Raw genomic sequence first — 15,294 nt, forward strand, 5'->3', positions numbered from 1 at the left:
TGCTTGGCTTCGAAAAGGGGGGCTCGATCCATGCGGCAGATGTCACTTACAGCCGAGCTTGTTGCACTGTGCCATCGCGAGGAGGCCGATCCCGGGCCTAGCGGCAGCTGGACGCAACTGAGCGACGAGGATTTTCGGGACCTTTCGGCGCGGCTGTCCAATGAAGCCGATGCGGGGCCGCTATGGGTGTTCGCCTATGGCTCGCTGATCTGGAAGCCGGCTTTCGAGTCCGTCGAACGCCAGCGCGCCACCGCCCATGGCTGGCACCGCTCCTTCTGCATCGACATGGTCCGCTGGCGCGGCAGCGCCGCGCAGCCTGGACTGATGATGGCGCTCGAACGCGGCGGCCGATGCGATGGTGTGATCTATCGGTTACCGGAAGGGGAGAAGACTGCTCAGATCGAAAGACTGTTGCGGCGCGAGATCGACGATCATGAGAGCGTCGCTTCGGTCCGGTGGGTTCCGGTGCGTACCGCGCAAGGGCCGTTGCGGGCGCTGGGTTTCTGGGTCGGGGTGACGGGCAGAGGCACTTCGCTCGGGCAGCCGCTGGAAGCCGTGGCACGGGTGCTGGCGCGCGCCTGCGGCCATGTCGGCTCAGGCGCGGAATATCTTTACAACACGGTCAGCCATCTCGAGGAATTCGGCATCCGCGACCGCAATCTCTGGACGTTGCAGAAATTGGTCGCCGATGAGATCAGGTCGATCCATGGCATTGGCATGGACGGCGGCCATATCCTCGCGTCACCGCCACCAATAACTTGACCGCAATTATCATGTTTTTATCCAGTCTTTTCAGCAACTTGCCTCAAAAATTGACCAATTGATAAAAAAATAAAACGTGCTAGCCTTCCCCAAAACGAAAACATGGGGAACTGAAAATGCCAGAGGGTCAGTTCAAAGAGGGTATTGTCGGCGGCCGCCTTGCGGCTGACCAATACGCGGACAATTTTTCCGACCTGCATCCGCCGCTCGATCATCACGAGGCGCTGGTCGAATCCGACCGCTGTTATTTCTGCTACGACGCACCGTGCATGAATGCATGCCCGACCTCGATCGACATTCCGCTGTTCATCCGCCAGATCTCGACCGGCAACCCGATCGGTTCGGCCAAGACCATCTTCGACCAGAACATCCTGGGCGGCATGTGCGCCCGCGTCTGCCCGACCGAGACGCTGTGCGAGGAGGTGTGCGTGCGCGAGGTGGCGGAAGGCAAGCCGGTGCAGATCGGCCGTTTGCAGCGCTACGCCACCGATGTCGCGATGGCCGAGAATAAGCAGTTTTATCCGCGCGCGACAGCGACGGGCAAGACGGTCGCCGTGGTCGGCGCCGGCCCGGCCGGCCTTGCCGCCGCGCACCGGCTCGCTCGCCATGGCCATGACGTGACCATCCTGGAGGCGCGTCCGAAGGCCGGCGGCCTCAATGAATACGGCATCGCCGCCTACAAGAGCGTCGACAACTTTGCCCAGGCCGAGGTCGACTATGTCACCGCGATCGGCGGCATCGACATCCAGAACGGCAAGGCGCTCGGCCGCGACTACCAGCTCTCCGACCTGATCCGCAATTACGACGCGGTGTTCCTCGGCATGGGGCTGGGCGGCGTCAACGCGTTGCGCGCCGATGGCGAGGATGCGGCCGGCGTCACCAACGCGGTCGAATTCATTGCCGAACTGCGCCAGGCCAGCGACCTCTCCGGGCTGCCGGTCGGCCGCCGCGTCGTCGTCATTGGCGGCGGCATGACGGCGATCGATGCCGCCGTGCAGTCGAAACTGCTTGGCGCCGAGGAGGTGACGATCTGCTACCGGCGCGGCCAGGACCATATGAACGCCTCCGAATTCGAGCAGGATCTGGCGGCCGCCAACGGCGTCACCATCCGTCATTGGCTGCAGCCGAAGCGGGTGATTGCCGAAGGTGGTAAGGTGTCGGGCATTGAACTCGAATACACCGCGCTCAACGGCGACAGGCTTGCCGGCACCGGCGAGACGCTGACGCTGGTTGCCGACCAGGTGTTCAAGGCCATTGGCCAGAGTTTTGTCCCGGCTGCCCTCAATGGCAGCGGGGCATCGATCGATCTCGAAGCCGGCCGCATCAAGGTCGACGGGGAAGGGCGCACGTCGCTCGCCAAGGTCTGGGCCGGCGGGGACTGCATTTTCGGTGGCGACGACCTGACCGTGTCCGCCGTGGCGCAAGGGCGCGACGCGGCTGAGAGCATCCACAGGAGTCTGACCCAGGGATAAGGATCATGGCCACGGTGGAACCGGGCATTGCCCGTCACTACGAGATTTCAGGCCTGGAGGAGCGGATCATTGCGGCGCTCGCCGATACGGGCGTCGATGTTGCCCATTTGCGCGCCGGCGATCTCGAAGCGGTCGACGAATTCCACATTGGCGGCGTGGCCGCCACCAGGGACCTTATCAGCCAGCTTGGGTTGAAGCCAGGAGCCAGGCTGCTGGACATCGGATCGGGGATAGGGGGACCGGCCCGCTTTGTCGCCAACAATGCCGGCGTCGACGTCACCGGCATCGACCTGACGCAAAGCTATGTCGATATCGCGACCAGCCTGTCGAGGCGGACGGGAATGGCCGGCAAGACCCACTTCGTGCAAGGCAGCGCGCTGGACATGCCGTTCGCCAAGGCCGGCTTCGATGCGGCAATGATCCTGCATGTCGGCATGAACCTTCCCGACAAGGCGAAGCTGATGAGCGAGGCCGCCCGTGTGCTGAAGCCCGGCGGCGTCTTTGCCGTCTACGACGTGATGCGGCTCAAGGATGGAGCTCTGACCTACCCGCTTCCGTGGGCATCCAACGAGACCATATCCTTCGTCGCCACGCCCGACGATTACCGCTCGGCCGCGGCGGCGGCGGGCTTCTCGGTGACCGCGGAGCGGCCGCGCGGCGCCTTCGCCGTCGAGTTTTTCGCCGCGATGCGTGCCCGGCTGGCCGCCGCGCAAGCCGAAGGCAGGAAGCCATCGCCCGGCCTCGGCCTCGTCATGGGCGAGGACGCCCGCACCAAGATGGCCAACCTCATCGCTGCCCTCGAGGGCGGCATTCTCGCGCCCGTCGAACTGCTTCTTCGTCTCGGTTGAAAGGGACCCCTGTCATGGCTGATATCAGAAACAATTTCGTCGGTATCAAATCGCCCAACCCGTTCTGGCTGGCGTCGGCGCCGCCGACCGACAAGGCCTACAATGTCATCCGCGCCTTCAAGGCGGGTTGGGGCGGTGTGGTCTGGAAGACCCTGGGCGAAGAGGGGCCGCCGGTGGTCAACGTCAACGGTCCGCGCTACGGCGCGATCTGGGGCGCCGACCGGCGTCTGCTCGGCCTCAACAACATCGAGCTGATCACCGACCGCGACTTGCAGACCAATCTGCGCGAGATGAAGCAGGTCAAGATGGATTGGCCCGACCGTGCGCTGATCGCCTCGATCATGGTGCCTTGCGAGGAAGAGAGCTGGAAGGCCATCCTGCCGCTGGTCGAGGAGACGGGGGCGGACGGCATCGAGCTCAATTTCGGCTGCCCGCACGGCATGTCCGAGCGCGGCATGGGCGCGGCCGTCGGCCAGGTGCCGGAATATATCGAAATGGTGGTGCGCTGGTGCAAGCAATACACGCGCATGCCGGTCATCACCAAGCTGACGCCCAACATCACTGACATCCGCAAGCCCGCGCGCGCTGCCCATGCCGGCGGCACCGACGCGGTGTCGCTGATCAACACCATCAATTCGATCACCGGCGTCGACCTCGACAGTTTCGCGCCGATGCCGACCATCGACGGCAAGGGCTCGCATGGCGGTTATTGCGGCCCGGCGGTGAAGCCGATCGCCATGAACATGGTGGCGGAGATCGCCCGCGACCCCGAAACGCGCGGCCTGCCGATCTCCGGCATCGGCGGTATCACCACATGGCGGGACGCCGCCGAATTCATGGCGCTTGGCGCCGGCAATGTGCAGGTCTGCACGGCGGCGATGACCTATGGCTTCAAGATCGTGCAAGAGATGATCGCCGGTCTCGAAAACTGGATGGACGATAAGGGCCATCGCTCGCTCGACGACGTCATCGGGCGCGCCACGCCCAATGTCACCGACTGGCAGTATCTCAACCTCAACTATGTCGCCAAGGCGCATATCGACCAGGACGCCTGCATCAAATGCGGCCGCTGCCACATCGCCTGCGAGGATACCTCGCACCAGGCGATCACCAACGTCGTCAACGGAATCAGGCATTTCGAGGTGATCGAGGCCGAATGCGTCGGCTGCAATCTGTGCGTCAATGTCTGCCCGGTTGACAATTGCATCACCATGGAGCCGCTGGCGGCGGGCGTGATGGACCAACGCACCGGCAAGCCCGTGTCGCCGGTCTACGCCAACTGGACGACGCACCCGAACAACCCGATGGCCAAGGTGGCGGCGGAGTAGGGTTTGCTCCAGCATAAGAAGGGCTGCTTGGCAGAACTTAGGTTCCTCGCCCCACGAAAGTGGGGAGAGGTGGCCCGGCGAAGCCGGGACGGAGAGGGGACTTCGGGACGACTGGGAACTGCCCAAGGCTCCTGATCCTCTTTACGCGCGCCTCCTCCTCACCGGTTGCATCTTCACAAAGGTCGTCCCCTCTCCGTCCCGGCTTCGCCGGGCCACCTCTCCCCCGCTCCGCGGGGTGCGAGGAACCCAAGTCTTGCTAAGCGGCGTGCCGGAACCACCAGAATTAGCAGGCAATCTCCATTTTCCTATTGCCGATAAAAATTATCCACGATAAAAGATATCCATGAATTGGAGATCATCACGATGAAGCTGGGCGAGGGCGTTGAGGCGGCCATCCACTGTGCGGCGACGCTGGCCAGTGTGGACGGCAACAGCACCATGCCGGGCGCGGCACTGGCGGAAGCGTTCGGCCTGTCGCCGAGCTATCTCCTGAAGCATCTCAATATGTTGAGCGCGGCGCGCATTCTGGAATCGGTGCCGGGTCCGGCGGGCGGCTATCGGCTGGCGCGGGCTGCGGAACGCATCACACTGCTCGACATCGTGCTGGCCGTCGAGGGCCGCGAACCCGCGTTTCGCTGCGGCGAGATCCGCCGCAACGGTCCGGTCAAGATCGATGCCTCGGCCTATGTCAAACCTTGCGGCATCAATGCCGCGATGCTGAAGGCGGAGCGCGCCTACCGGGCAGCGCTGGCCGAGGTGAAACTGTCCGACATCGTGGCGGATTACGCGGCGGAAGGCGACCCCAGATCGTTTGCCGCGAGCTGCGCCTTTGTCGAGCGCCATCAGCGGCCGCAGAAATCCAGTTCAACCAACCAAACCTAACCCTCCCGACGATGCGAAAGGAAAGACGATGAAACAGAGAATGCAGTTCTTCGCCAAGGCGCCCGAAATCATGAAGGCGGTCTCGGCGCTCAACAAGGCGGTCGACGAATGCGGGCTGGAGGTGAGCCTGCTGCACCTGATCAAGCTCAGGGCTTCGCAGATCAATGGCTGTTCCTTCTGCGTCGAGATGCACAGCCGCGAAGCCAGGCGCGACGGCGAAACCGAGCAAAGGCTCTATCTGGTTTCCGCCTGGAAGGAATCGCCGCTGTTTTCCGAGCGTGAACGCGCCGCGCTGGCCTGGACCGAGGCGGTGACGCTGGTCGCCGACAACGGCGTGTCGGACGAGCTCTATGCGCGCACGTTGGAGCATTTTTCGGAAGAGGAGCTGGTCAAGCTATCCGTCGCGGTCGGCATGATCAACACCTGGAACCGGCTCTGCGTCCCGTTCCACGCCATCCATCCGATGCCCGCCGCCAAGGCGGCCTGATTATCCGACTGTGTTTGGAGCGCCGTCGAGGGGCGCGGCGCTCCAACTGTTTCAAGGGGAGTTTAATGCCCGCCGATTTGCCCCACCTTGTGGTTCTCTCGGCTGCCTGCTGCTCGGCGCGCGCCGTCATGGCAGCGCCGATACTTATTGTTAGGACAGTGCCGATATCTAATCTCTAATCGTAACTTCGTTGAGCGTTAGATGTATATTCTCAGAGGGAGAAGCCGAGACACCCTGAGATGGCTGCTTATGGGAGGAGGGCTGGCAGTTGTCATTGTCGTCCTTCTGGAACATTTTCAGTCAATTACGGCTAGGGATTCCTTCGTTTTATTAGATGCCTATTTTATATCGAGCTTGCTGGCAATTGTTGTCCTATTGCGAAAATCGGACGAGAAAAGCTTTCTGGCGTCCCCTTTATTCCTGGGGAAATCAGCAACTCGCTTCACCCTATTTGTCTATTTGGTTTATGGCTCAATCGCGCTGTACCCTTTTGTGGAAAAGCGCTTTCGTTCTGAATTCATAGGCGAGATCGGCTTTTTCATACTTCTCCTGGTAATGGGGTTCCCTGACGTCCTCCTTTTTCTTCGAGCAAAGGCCGATTCCGGGAAACCTATCTATCAAAGGGCAAATCTGTTTGGCTTTTGGATAGTGCTGCTGTTCGTCATCGCGGCAATCGGTGCTGGGATAGTCGCCGGGCGGTAGCACCCCCGGCTCATCCAAGTCGCAATACCTTTGTCACGTTTCTCCCAGCCGCATGCACTTCCTATGCCGCGAACCGTAGGCCGCCGTCGCAGGTCAGCACCTGGCCGGTCATGAAGCTGTTGGAAACGAGGAAGGCGATCGCCGATGCGACGTCCTCGGCGCGACCGATGCGGCCGACCGGCGTTTTCCCCGCATATTCGGCAAAGACTGCTTGCCGCTGCTCCTCCGGCAGAAAGTCCCACCACGGCGTGTCGATGACGCCGGGCGCCACGACGTTGACGCGCAGCGGCTTCAACTCCACCGCCAGGATCGGCGCCACGGTCAGCAGCATGCCATTGATGGCGCCGATGCCGGCGACGCCGGGCATCGCGACCTGAGCCGACACCGCCGAAATGAAGGTGACCGATCCCGATTTGTTCAGCGTCGGCAAGGCGGCCTGCAGGCAGGACAGTTGCGGCCGCACCTTTTCGTCGACGCCGCGGGCGATGTCGGCGAGATCGAGCGTCTCGAACGGTCCGAGGCCCTTGCCGCCGCTCGCCGCCAGAACGAGGTGGTCGAACGGACCGAGCCGATCGAAGAACTGGCGCACCTCATCGGGCTTCGACGCGTCGAAGGCGGCCTTGTCGGCTGCGCCACCAAGGCTTTTCCAGGCGCTGACGAGCTTGTCCTGGTTGCGCCCGGTGATGGTGACCTTCATGCCCGGGCCGAGCAGTTTGCGCGCTGTCGCCAGGCCGATGCCGGACGAGCCGCCGATGATGACTGTGTGTTCGGTTGTGACGGTCATGACGGTTCTTCCTTCGATTTTGGCGAAGCCAGCCCGACGAGGTCGAGGCTCAGGCTTCGCAATTGCTGTCTTGCCCTGGCATCGTAAGCCTGGGCGTCGGCGCGGGATTCGCGCAGTCCGTCGAAATAGAGGCCGCTGCGGCCTTCGAGCTTTTGCGCGGTGGCGAGGTTCAAGATGGCGTCGGCGCCGGTTTCGACCGAACTCCATGGCTTCACCCCCGCCTGACGGACCATGGTGGTGTTCATGTAGCTCGCCGGATGCAGCGCGTTGACGGTGACGCCGCTGCCTTTCAACTGCTCGGCCAGATCCATGGTGAACAGGATCTGCGCCAGCTTGCTCTGGCAGTAGGCGCGCACGCCGCTATAGCCGTGGGTCAGCATGACGTCGTTGAAGTCGATCGCCTGCTGGCCGGCGGACGCCACATTGACGATGCGCGCCGGGGCACTTGCCCTGAGCAGCGGCAGCAGCTCCGAGGTCAGCAGGAAGCCGGCGAGATAGTTGACGGCAAAGCGAAGTTCGTGGCCGTCGGCGCTCGTCTGTCGCTTGTCGCCAGCCGTGCCGACGCCGGCATTGTTGATGAGGACGTCGAGGCGGCTCGTCCTGGCGCGCACGGCCTCGGCGAGGCGCCTTACCTCCGCCAGCGACGCGAGATCGGCCGCGAGAAACTCGGCCTTGCCGCCGGCGGCTTCGATCTCGGCGATAACGGCTTTGCCGCGTGTGGCATCGCGGCCATGCACCAGTACCCGTGCGCCGGAGGCGCCCAGCCATTGCGCCACGACCCGGCCGACGCCGTCGGTCGATCCGGTGATGAGAATGGTCTTGTCTTTCAATTCCATGTTCAGAGCCTCCTGTTGCTGCTCCGAACGCAAGATGGGACGCTTCGCCCACGGCAAACAGTTCAAACTTTATCCTGGTATCAATACTGCTATAATAGCCGGTATGAACGCTTCCATCTCTGCTGCCCCCACCCAATCAGCCGACGAGAGCCGCCGGCGCGAACTCGGCGCCTTCCTGCGTTCGCGCCGGGAAAGGCTGACGCCGTTGGCCACCGGCATCGCAACAGGTCCGCGACGGCGCACGCCGGGTCTGCGGCGCGAGGAAGTTGCGATGATCGCCGGTGTCGGCACTACCTGGTACACCTGGCTCGAACAGGGCAGGGACGTGCGGCCCTCGGTCGAAGTGCTCTCGGCGCTCTGCGAGGCGTTGCGCCTCGACGCCGTCGAGAAGCGGCATCTGTTCATTCTCGCCGGCCGCCAGCAGCCGGAACGTCGTGTGGCGGCGCCCGAGAAGGTGGACGCTACGCTGTTGCATATGCTGCAAAGCCTCGTCCTGCAGCCGGCCCAAGTGGTCGGCCGGCGCTGGGATGTGCTTGCCTGGAACCCGGCCGCGGCGGCTGTGTTCGGCGACTATGGCCTGCTGGAGGGCGACAGCAGAAACATCGTCCACATGGTGTTCACCAATCCGCACCATCGCCGCCTGCTGGTCGACTGGGAAGAACTCGCCCGTGTGGTGCTCGCCTCGTTTCGTGCCGAAAGCGCCAAATATGTCGGCGATCCCGATTTCGACAGGCTGATCGCCCTGATGATGAGTTCAAGTCCCGAGTTCCGTGACTGGTGGCCGCGGCGCGACGTGGCGCGCAGGCTGACCGGCGTGAAGCACGTTCGGCATCCCAAGGCCGGCTTGATGGCTTTCGAGCATATGAGCCTGTCGATCGACGACGGCTCGGACATGCGGCTGATCGTCTATACACCGCTTGCCGAGCAGAACTCGGTCGCCAAGCTGCAACAATTGCTCGACGCGATGCCGGCCGAACGGCGCAGCGCGTGAGGCCTTGTGGAATTGGTCAGCCCTTCGGCTTCAGCCCATCGAGGAACAATTGCTCAAGGAAGCGGGCGGCATCCTCGAATCGGCCGTCGCCGCCGCGGTTCGGGCCGAGCACGGCGCGGACCTGGACGTCGAAATCGGCATAGTGCTGGGTGGTCGCCCAGATCGAGAAGATCAGGTGCCAGGGATCGGTCCTCGCGATCTTTCCGGCGCGCATCCAGCCCTTGATGACCGCTGCTTTCTCGTCGACCAGCGTCTTCAGTTCGCCCGCCAGCAGCGGCATGATGCGCGGTGCCCCCTGCAGGATCTCGTTGGCGAACAGCCGGCTCTCGCGCGGAAAGTCGCGCGCCATTTCCAGCTTGCGCCTGATGTAGCTCCTGAGCTCGGTCATCGGATCGCCGATATCATCGAGTTCCCTCAGCGGCGCCAGCCAGGTTTCGAGCAGCCGTTCCATCAACGTCTCGTGAATGTCTTCCTTGCGGCGGAAATAGTAGAGCAGGTTCGGCTTCGACATGCCGGCGGCTTCGGCGATCTGGTCGATGGTTGAGCCGCGGAAGCCGTTGGTGGAGAACACTTCGAGTGCGGCCTCCAGGATCAGTTCGCGCTTTTCCTGCTGGATGCGGGTGCGGCGAGGGGCTTGCGTGCTGATGGTCACCGTTGCGGACCCTCGCATTGACGGTCATCTGGACCAATTCTCTGGACCAGTTTTTCCCTAGCCTGTGGAACGCACTTCAGGAGCCGCATTTCCGCTAGTAATCCTTGACCGCCGACAGGGCGGTGCTAACGTTTGTCCAATCGGTCAAAATTTGCGTAGCATGAAAGCACGGCAAAGACCAAGCGTTGGACGCACCGAAACAGGTTACAAGGGGAAGTCTTGGTCATGTCCAACCGGCTGAAAGTCACGCCGAACGATCTCAGCGCATTCTGGATGCCGTTCACGGCAAACCGGCAGTTCAAGCAGGCGCCGCGCATGTTCGTGTCCGCCAAGGACATGCACTATACCACCAGCGACGGCCGCAAGGTGCTGGACGGCACCGCCGGCCTGTGGTGCGTCAACGCTGGCCACTGCCGCCCGAAGATCACCGAGGCGATCCAGCACCAGGCCGCCGAACTCGACTACGCACCGGCCTTCCAGATGGGCCATCCGATCGTGTTCGAACTGGCGAACCGCCTGGTCGACATCGCGCCCAAGGGCATGGACCATGTGTTCTTCACCAATTCCGGTTCGGAATCGGTCGAGACTGCTCTGAAGATGGCGATCGCCTATCACCGCGTGAAGGGTGAGGGCTCGCGCACCCGGCTCATCGGCCGCGAGCGCGGCTATCACGGCGTCAATTTCGGCGGCATCTCGGTCGGCGGCATCGTCACCAACCGCAAGATGTTCGGCACGCTGCTGGGCGGCGTCGACCATATGCCCCACACCCACCTTCCGGAGAAGAACGCCTTCTCCAAGGGCGTGCCGGAGCATGGCGCGGAGCTCGCCAACGAGCTGGAGCGCATCGTCGCCCTGCATGACGCCTCGACCATTGCCGCCGTCATCGTCGAGCCGGTCGCCGGGTCAACGGGCGTCATCCTGCCGCCGAAGGGCTATCTCGAGAAGCTGCGCGAGATCTGCACCAAGCACGGCATCCTGTTGATCTTCGATGAGGTCATCACCGGTTTCGGCCGCCTCGGCGCGCCGTTCGCCGCCGATTATTTCGGCGTCACGCCCGACATCATGACCACCGCCAAGGGTGTCTCCAACGGCGTCATCCCGATGGGCGCGGTGTTCGTGAAGAAGGAAATCCACGACGCCTTCATGACCGGCCCCGAGCACATGATCGAGTTCTTCCACGGCTATACCTATTCGGGCAATCCGATCGCCTGCGCTGCCGCACTCGGCACGCTCGACACCTACAAGGAAGAAGGACTGCTCACCCGCGGCGAGGAACTGGCGCCCTATTGGGAAGATGCGCTGCATTCGTTGAAGGGCGAGCCGCATGTCATCGACATCAGGAACATCGGCCTGATCGGCGCGATCGAGCTGGCACCGATCGCCGGCAGTCCGACCAAGCGGGCCTTCTCCGCCTTCGTCAAGGCCTTCGAGCGCGGCGCGCTGATCCGCACCACCGGCGACATCATCGCACTGTCGCCGCCGCTGATCATCACCAAGGGCCAGATCAACGAACTGATCGACCATGTGCGGGATGTATTGAGGTCGATCGATTGAAGATCTGGGCGCGGATATCCCTCCCCCTCGAGGCGAGGGTGGCCGCGAAGCGGTCGGGTGGGGTCGGTGCGACCGGGCGCCGACCTGATCTTTTGCCGCGAGGCCGCCGTTGATGCCCCGGACTCGCGTGAGTTTCGAAATGCGCCAGAAGGCGCGCGCGGATGGCGATCTGCACGAACACGAAAAGGGCAAACGGCACGACGCCGTTCGCGATGCTTATCTGCGTTCGCTCGGGTTCGATATCTTTCGCGTTGACGAGCCCGATGTCATAAACAGCGCCTGGCATGTCGCGCAGGCGGTCAAGGGGAAGGTCGAGCTTATGTCAGGCGACCCCACCCGACCGCTTCGCGGCTACCCTCCCCTCGAGGGGGAGGGGGACGCCGCGCAATTGGAGAGGTTTTGAATGGCCGCACCCGGCGAAAATCTGCGAATCAATTCAGACCGTTTGTGGGATTCGCTGATGGAGATGGCGAAGATCGGCCCCGGCATTGCCGGCGGCAACAATCGCCAGACCGTGACCGACGAGGACGGCGAGGGCCGGCATCTGTTCAAGCGCTGGTGCGATGCGGCCGGGCTCGAAATGGGCGTCGACGAAATGGGCACCATGTTTGCCCGCCGCGAAGGCACCGACCCCAGCCTGCCGCCGGTCTATGTCGGCAGCCATCTCGATACGCAGCCGACCGGAGGCAAATATGATGGCGTGCTCGGTGTGCTCGGCGGCCTGGAGATCGTGCGCTCGCTCAACGATCTCGGCATCAAGACGAAACATCCGATCGTCGTCACCAACTGGACCAACGAGGAAGGCGCGCGCTTCGCGCCGGCGATGATGGCCTCCGGTGTGTTCGCCGGCGTGCTCGACCAGGCCGACGTCTACGAGCACACGGACAAGAACGGCAAGAAATTCGGCGAGGAACTGGAGCGCATCGGCTGGAAGGGCACCGAAAAGGTCGGCGACCGCAAGATCCACGCCTTCTTCGAACTGCATATCGAACAGGGCCCGATCCTCGAGGACGAAGACATCGACATCGGCGTCGTCACCCACGGCCAAGGCCTGAAATGGCTGCAGGTGACGCTGACCGGCAAGGAGGCGCATACCGGCTCGACCCCGATGCCCAAGCGCCGCAACGCCGGGCTCGGCATGGCGCGCGTGATCGAGCTGGTGCACGAGATCGCCATGGACTACCAGCCCGACGCGGTCGGCGCTGTCGGGCACATGGAAGTCTATCCGAACTCGCGCAACATCATCGCCGGTCGCACCATCTTCACCATCGACATTCGTTCGCCCGAAAAGGAAGTGCTCGATGCCATGGATGGCCGCATCCGCGAAGGCATCGACACGATCTGCGACGCGCTGGATATCAAATACGAGATCGAGCAGGTCGGCCACTTCGATCCGGTCACCTTCGACAAGGACTGCGTCAAGGCAATCCGCGATGCCGCCGATCGGCTCGGTTACACGCACCGCAACATCGTCTCCGGTGCCGGCCACGATGCGTGCTGGATCAACCGCGTGGCGCCGACCGCCATGGTGATGTGCCCTTGCGTCGACGGGTTGTCGCACAACGAGGCCGAGGAGATCACCAAGGAATGGGCATCGGCCGGCGCCGATGTGCTGTTCCACGCGGTGGTGGAGACGGCCGTCATCGTGGAGTGAACTAAGAGATCTACATTCGAAACGCCGCTCACCAAGAAGCGCGAAGAGAACAGGGAACAGATAAATGACCAAAGTCATCAAGAACGGTACTGTCGTCACCGCCGACCGCACGTGGAAGGCCGATGTGCTGTTCAGCCACGGCAAGATCGTCGCCATCGGCTCGGACCTGCACGGCGACCATGAGTACGACGCCACCGGCTGCTATGTCATGCCGGGCGGCATCGACCCGCACACCCATCTCGAAATGCCGTTCATGGGCACCTATTCGGCCGATGATTTCGAATCCGGCACGCGCGCGGCGCTCGCTGGCGGCACCACGATGGTGGTCGATTTCTGCCTGCCGGCGCCGCAGCAATCGCTGCTCGAAGCCTTGCAGATGTGGGACAACAAGACCTCCAAGGCCGCCTGCGACTATTCCTTCCACATGGCAATCACCTGGTGGGGCAAGCAGGTGTTCGACGAAATGGCCACGGTGGTCGACAAGGGCATCACCTCGTTCAAGCACTTCATGGCCTACAAGGGCGCGCTGATGGTCGACGACGACGAGATGTACGCGTCGTTCCAGCGCTGCGCCGATCTTGGCGCGCTGCCGCTGGTCCATGCCGAGAATGGCGATGTGGTCGCGGCGTTGTCGCAGAAGCTCCTGGCGGCCGGCAATAATGGGCCTGAGGGCCACGCCTATTCGCGTCCACCGGAAGTGGAGGGCGAGGCGACCAACCGCGCCATCATGATCGCCGACATGGCCGGCGTGCCGCTCTATGTCGTGCATGTCTCCTGCGAGCAGAGCCATGAGGCGATCCGGCGGGCGCGCCAGAAAGGCATGCGGGTGTTCGGCGAGCCGCTGATCCAGCACCTGACCCTCGATGAGAGCGAGTATTTCGACAAGGACTGGGACCATGCGGCGCGCCGGGTGATGAGCCCGCCCTTCCGCAATAAGCTACACCAGGATTCGCTGTGGGCCGGCCTGCAGGCCGGATCGCTGCAGGTGGTGGCGACCGACCATTGCGCCTTCACCACGGACCAGAAGCGTTTCGGCGTCGGCAACTTCACCAAGATCCCCAACGGCACCGGCGGGCTCGAGGACCGGCTGCCGGTGCTGTGGACCAGAGGCGTCAACACCGGACGGCTGACGATGAACGAGTTCGTCGCGGTGACCTCGACCAACATCGCCAAGATCCTCAACATGTATCCGAAGAAGGGCGCCATCGTCGAAGGCGCGGATGCCGACATCATCGTCTGGGATCCCCAGCGCAAGAAGACCATATCTTCGAAGAAGCAGCAGTCTGTCATCGACTATAATGTGTTCGAAGGCGTCGAGGTGACCGGCCTGCCGCGCTTCGTCTTCTCGCGCGGCGAACTGTCGATCGAGGAGTCGGACGTGAAGGCGAAGCCCGGCCATGGCGAGTTCGTCGGAAGGGAGCCGAACGCCGCGGTCAACCGGGCGCTGTCGACGTGGAAAGAGATCACCGCGCCGCGCAAGGTCGAGCGGACGGGCATCCCGGCGACGGGGGTTTGACCATGCGCGCCATTCATCTTGCCATCGCCGCCGCGGCGCTTTTGTCAGCGGGCCATGCGTCGGCAGCCGGGATCGATCTCAGCAAGCCTTATGGCGACAAGTATGGCTGCATCAACAAGAACGGTCAGGAAGTCGCCGCCGATCAGATGCTGCTTCTGACCGACAAGGAACTGATCACGGCGGCCAGCGCCTGCACCTTCACCGAGACGAAGGCGCAGGCCGATGGCTCGTTGACGATCAAGGCCGAGTGCGAAGCCGAAGGTGAGGACGGCAAGTCGCCGGCCACCTTCACCATCAAGCACAGCGCCAAGAATGCCAAGAAACTGTCTGTCGTCGACGAAGACGGCAATGTGATGGGTGAAGTCTCCCGGTGCAAATGATGGCGACAACCCTCGCGTCGGTGTCAGGCGACGAGCGCATCCAGTTCCGGCAGCAGAACGACGCTTTCCTGTTCGTTGGGATCGGTGCGGGCAATGACGGCCGAAGAGGGGGCGTTGCTGAGATTGGCCGGCAGATGCGGCACGCCAGCCGGGATGTAGAAGAGGTCGCCGGCCTTGACGACGATGTGATGTTCGAGCCGGTCGCCATACCAGGTATGGACTTCGCCGGAGAGCACGTAGATCGCCGTTTCGTGGTTCTCGTGCAGATGCGCCTTGGCGCGGGCGCCGGGCGGCATGGTCAGCACGTGCATGCAGATGCCGGATGAGCCGACCGTTTCGGTCGCGATGCCGGCCAGATAGGTCAACCCCTGCTTGCCTTCATAGGTGCTGTCAGGGCGAATAAGACGACAAGTGGGTTTGGGCGACATCGGGGAAACTCCGGGCGT

At 63.0% G+C, this 15,294-nt stretch carries 17 protein-coding genes; 13 read left to right on the plus strand and 4 right to left on the minus strand.

What is annotated here, in order from left to right; translation table 11 throughout:
* The first annotated feature begins 30 nt into the window (after positions 1–30).
* From EN861_RS25510 to EN861_RS25540, 7 genes are all read left to right on the plus strand, one after another.
* Positions 31–762 carry a gamma-glutamylcyclotransferase gene (locus EN861_RS25510; protein ID WP_127279322.1) on the plus strand — a complete coding sequence of 244 codons (732 nt, stop codon included), beginning with the start codon at positions 31–33 and terminating at the stop codon, positions 760–762.
* A 116-nt stretch (positions 763–878) separates the two neighbouring features.
* A complete protein-coding gene (locus EN861_RS25515; RefSeq protein ID WP_127873167.1) occupies positions 879–2,234 on the plus strand; it encodes an NAD(P)-dependent oxidoreductase in 1,356 nt (451 codons plus the stop codon).
* Between the two features lie 5 nt (positions 2,235–2,239).
* Positions 2,240–3,082 carry a methyltransferase domain-containing protein gene (locus tag EN861_RS25520; protein ID WP_135866300.1) on the plus strand — a complete coding sequence of 281 codons (843 nt, stop codon included), beginning with the start codon at positions 2,240–2,242 and terminating at the stop codon, positions 3,080–3,082.
* 14 nt (positions 3,083–3,096) lie between these two features.
* A complete protein-coding gene (gene preA, locus EN861_RS25525) occupies positions 3,097–4,410 on the plus strand; it encodes an NAD-dependent dihydropyrimidine dehydrogenase subunit PreA (RefSeq protein ID WP_135866302.1) in 1,314 nt (437 codons plus the stop codon).
* A gap of 363 nt (positions 4,411–4,773) precedes the next feature.
* A complete protein-coding gene (locus EN861_RS25530) occupies positions 4,774–5,292 on the plus strand; it encodes an Rrf2 family transcriptional regulator (protein ID WP_135866435.1) in 519 nt (172 codons plus the stop codon).
* A 28-nt stretch (positions 5,293–5,320) separates the two neighbouring features.
* The gene (locus EN861_RS25535) at positions 5,321–5,779 is read left to right on the plus strand and encodes a carboxymuconolactone decarboxylase family protein (protein WP_135866304.1); all 459 of its coding nucleotides are present in this window, start codon (positions 5,321–5,323) and stop codon (positions 5,777–5,779) included.
* Positions 5,780–5,980: 201 nt separating this feature from the next.
* A complete protein-coding gene (locus EN861_RS25540; protein ID WP_127279392.1) occupies positions 5,981–6,481 on the plus strand; it encodes a hypothetical protein in 501 nt (166 codons plus the stop codon).
* A 61-nt stretch (positions 6,482–6,542) separates the two neighbouring features.
* Here EN861_RS25540 and EN861_RS25545 read toward each other — a convergent pair whose 3' ends face one another.
* Both EN861_RS25545 and EN861_RS25550 read right to left on the minus strand, forming a co-directional pair.
* Positions 6,543–7,265 (minus strand): SDR family oxidoreductase, encoded by a 723-nt coding sequence (locus EN861_RS25545; RefSeq protein WP_135866306.1) that lies wholly within the window; start codon positions 7,263–7,265, stop codon positions 6,543–6,545.
* Positions 7,262–8,101, minus strand: coding sequence for an SDR family NAD(P)-dependent oxidoreductase (locus tag EN861_RS25550; protein WP_135866309.1), 840 nt, complete (start codon positions 8,099–8,101; stop codon positions 7,262–7,264). The genes EN861_RS25545 and EN861_RS25550 overlap by 4 nt, the downstream gene beginning before the upstream one ends.
* 103 nt (positions 8,102–8,204) lie before the next feature.
* Here EN861_RS25550 and EN861_RS25555 point away from each other — a divergent pair, with 103 nt between their 5' ends.
* Positions 8,205–9,092: a helix-turn-helix transcriptional regulator gene (locus EN861_RS25555; RefSeq protein ID WP_127279389.1), complete on the plus strand. Its 888-nt coding sequence runs from the start codon at positions 8,205–8,207 to the stop codon at positions 9,090–9,092.
* Positions 9,093–9,108: 16 nt separating this feature from the next.
* Here EN861_RS25555 and EN861_RS25560 read toward each other — a convergent pair whose 3' ends face one another.
* A complete protein-coding gene (locus tag EN861_RS25560) occupies positions 9,109–9,744 on the minus strand; it encodes a TetR family transcriptional regulator C-terminal domain-containing protein (protein WP_127279388.1) in 636 nt (211 codons plus the stop codon).
* A gap of 225 nt (positions 9,745–9,969) precedes the next feature.
* Here EN861_RS25560 and EN861_RS25565 point away from each other — a divergent pair, with 225 nt between their 5' ends.
* The 5 genes from EN861_RS25565 (at position 9,970) to EN861_RS25585 (ending at position 14,848) form a co-directional block, all read left to right on the plus strand.
* Positions 9,970–11,298 (plus strand): aspartate aminotransferase family protein, encoded by a 1,329-nt coding sequence (locus EN861_RS25565; protein ID WP_135866311.1) that lies wholly within the window; start codon positions 9,970–9,972, stop codon positions 11,296–11,298.
* 139 nt (positions 11,299–11,437) lie between these two features.
* On the plus strand, positions 11,438–11,701 hold the full coding sequence (locus EN861_RS25570; protein WP_245512112.1) for a DUF559 domain-containing protein: 264 nt from the start codon (positions 11,438–11,440) through the stop codon (positions 11,699–11,701).
* Positions 11,702–12,952 carry a Zn-dependent hydrolase gene (locus tag EN861_RS25575; RefSeq protein WP_135866313.1) on the plus strand — a complete coding sequence of 417 codons (1,251 nt, stop codon included), beginning with the start codon at positions 11,702–11,704 and terminating at the stop codon, positions 12,950–12,952.
* 64 nt (positions 12,953–13,016) lie between these two features.
* The gene (hydA, locus tag EN861_RS25580; protein ID WP_127280214.1) at positions 13,017–14,468 is read left to right on the plus strand and encodes a dihydropyrimidinase; all 1,452 of its coding nucleotides are present in this window, start codon (positions 13,017–13,019) and stop codon (positions 14,466–14,468) included.
* Between the two features lie 2 nt (positions 14,469–14,470).
* Positions 14,471–14,848, plus strand: coding sequence for a hypothetical protein (locus EN861_RS25585; RefSeq protein WP_127280215.1), 378 nt, complete (start codon positions 14,471–14,473; stop codon positions 14,846–14,848).
* Between the two features lie 23 nt (positions 14,849–14,871).
* Here the strand turns inward: EN861_RS25585 and EN861_RS25590 are convergent, their stop codons facing one another.
* Positions 14,872–15,276: a cupin domain-containing protein gene (locus EN861_RS25590; RefSeq protein WP_127280216.1), complete on the minus strand. Its 405-nt coding sequence runs from the start codon at positions 15,274–15,276 to the stop codon at positions 14,872–14,874.
* Positions 15,277–15,294 lie beyond the last annotated feature (18 nt).

Source organism: Mesorhizobium sp. M8A.F.Ca.ET.218.01.1.1, from assembly GCF_004791165.1.
Taxonomy (GTDB): domain Bacteria; phylum Pseudomonadota; class Alphaproteobacteria; order Rhizobiales; family Rhizobiaceae; genus Mesorhizobium.

Coding starts and splice junctions, on each gene's coding strand:
- EN861_RS25510 (WP_127279322.1), top strand. CDS start 31: ATGCGGCAGATGTCACTTACAGCCGAGCTTGTTGCACTGTGCCATCGC.
- EN861_RS25515 (WP_127873167.1), top strand. CDS start 879: ATGCCAGAGGGTCAGTTCAAAGAGGGTATTGTCGGCGGCCGCCTTGCG.
- EN861_RS25520 (WP_135866300.1), top strand. CDS start 2,240: ATGGCCACGGTGGAACCGGGCATTGCCCGTCACTACGAGATTTCAGGC.
- preA (WP_135866302.1), top strand. CDS start 3,097: ATGGCTGATATCAGAAACAATTTCGTCGGTATCAAATCGCCCAACCCG.
- EN861_RS25530 (WP_135866435.1), top strand. CDS start 4,774: ATGAAGCTGGGCGAGGGCGTTGAGGCGGCCATCCACTGTGCGGCGACG.
- EN861_RS25535 (WP_135866304.1), top strand. CDS start 5,321: ATGAAACAGAGAATGCAGTTCTTCGCCAAGGCGCCCGAAATCATGAAG.
- EN861_RS25540 (WP_127279392.1), top strand. CDS start 5,981: ATGTATATTCTCAGAGGGAGAAGCCGAGACACCCTGAGATGGCTGCTT.
- EN861_RS25545 (WP_135866306.1), bottom strand. CDS start 7,265: ATGACCGTCACAACCGAACACACAGTCATCATCGGCGGCTCGTCCGGC.
- EN861_RS25550 (WP_135866309.1), bottom strand. CDS start 8,101: ATGGAATTGAAAGACAAGACCATTCTCATCACCGGATCGACCGACGGC.
- EN861_RS25555 (WP_127279389.1), top strand. CDS start 8,205: ATGAACGCTTCCATCTCTGCTGCCCCCACCCAATCAGCCGACGAGAGC.
- EN861_RS25565 (WP_135866311.1), top strand. CDS start 9,970: ATGTCCAACCGGCTGAAAGTCACGCCGAACGATCTCAGCGCATTCTGG.
- EN861_RS25570 (WP_245512112.1), top strand. CDS start 11,438: ATGCGCCAGAAGGCGCGCGCGGATGGCGATCTGCACGAACACGAAAAG.
- EN861_RS25575 (WP_135866313.1), top strand. CDS start 11,702: ATGGCCGCACCCGGCGAAAATCTGCGAATCAATTCAGACCGTTTGTGG.
- hydA (WP_127280214.1), top strand. CDS start 13,017: ATGACCAAAGTCATCAAGAACGGTACTGTCGTCACCGCCGACCGCACG.
- EN861_RS25585 (WP_127280215.1), top strand. CDS start 14,471: ATGCGCGCCATTCATCTTGCCATCGCCGCCGCGGCGCTTTTGTCAGCG.
- EN861_RS25590 (WP_127280216.1), bottom strand. CDS start 15,276: ATGTCGCCCAAACCCACTTGTCGTCTTATTCGCCCTGACAGCACCTAT.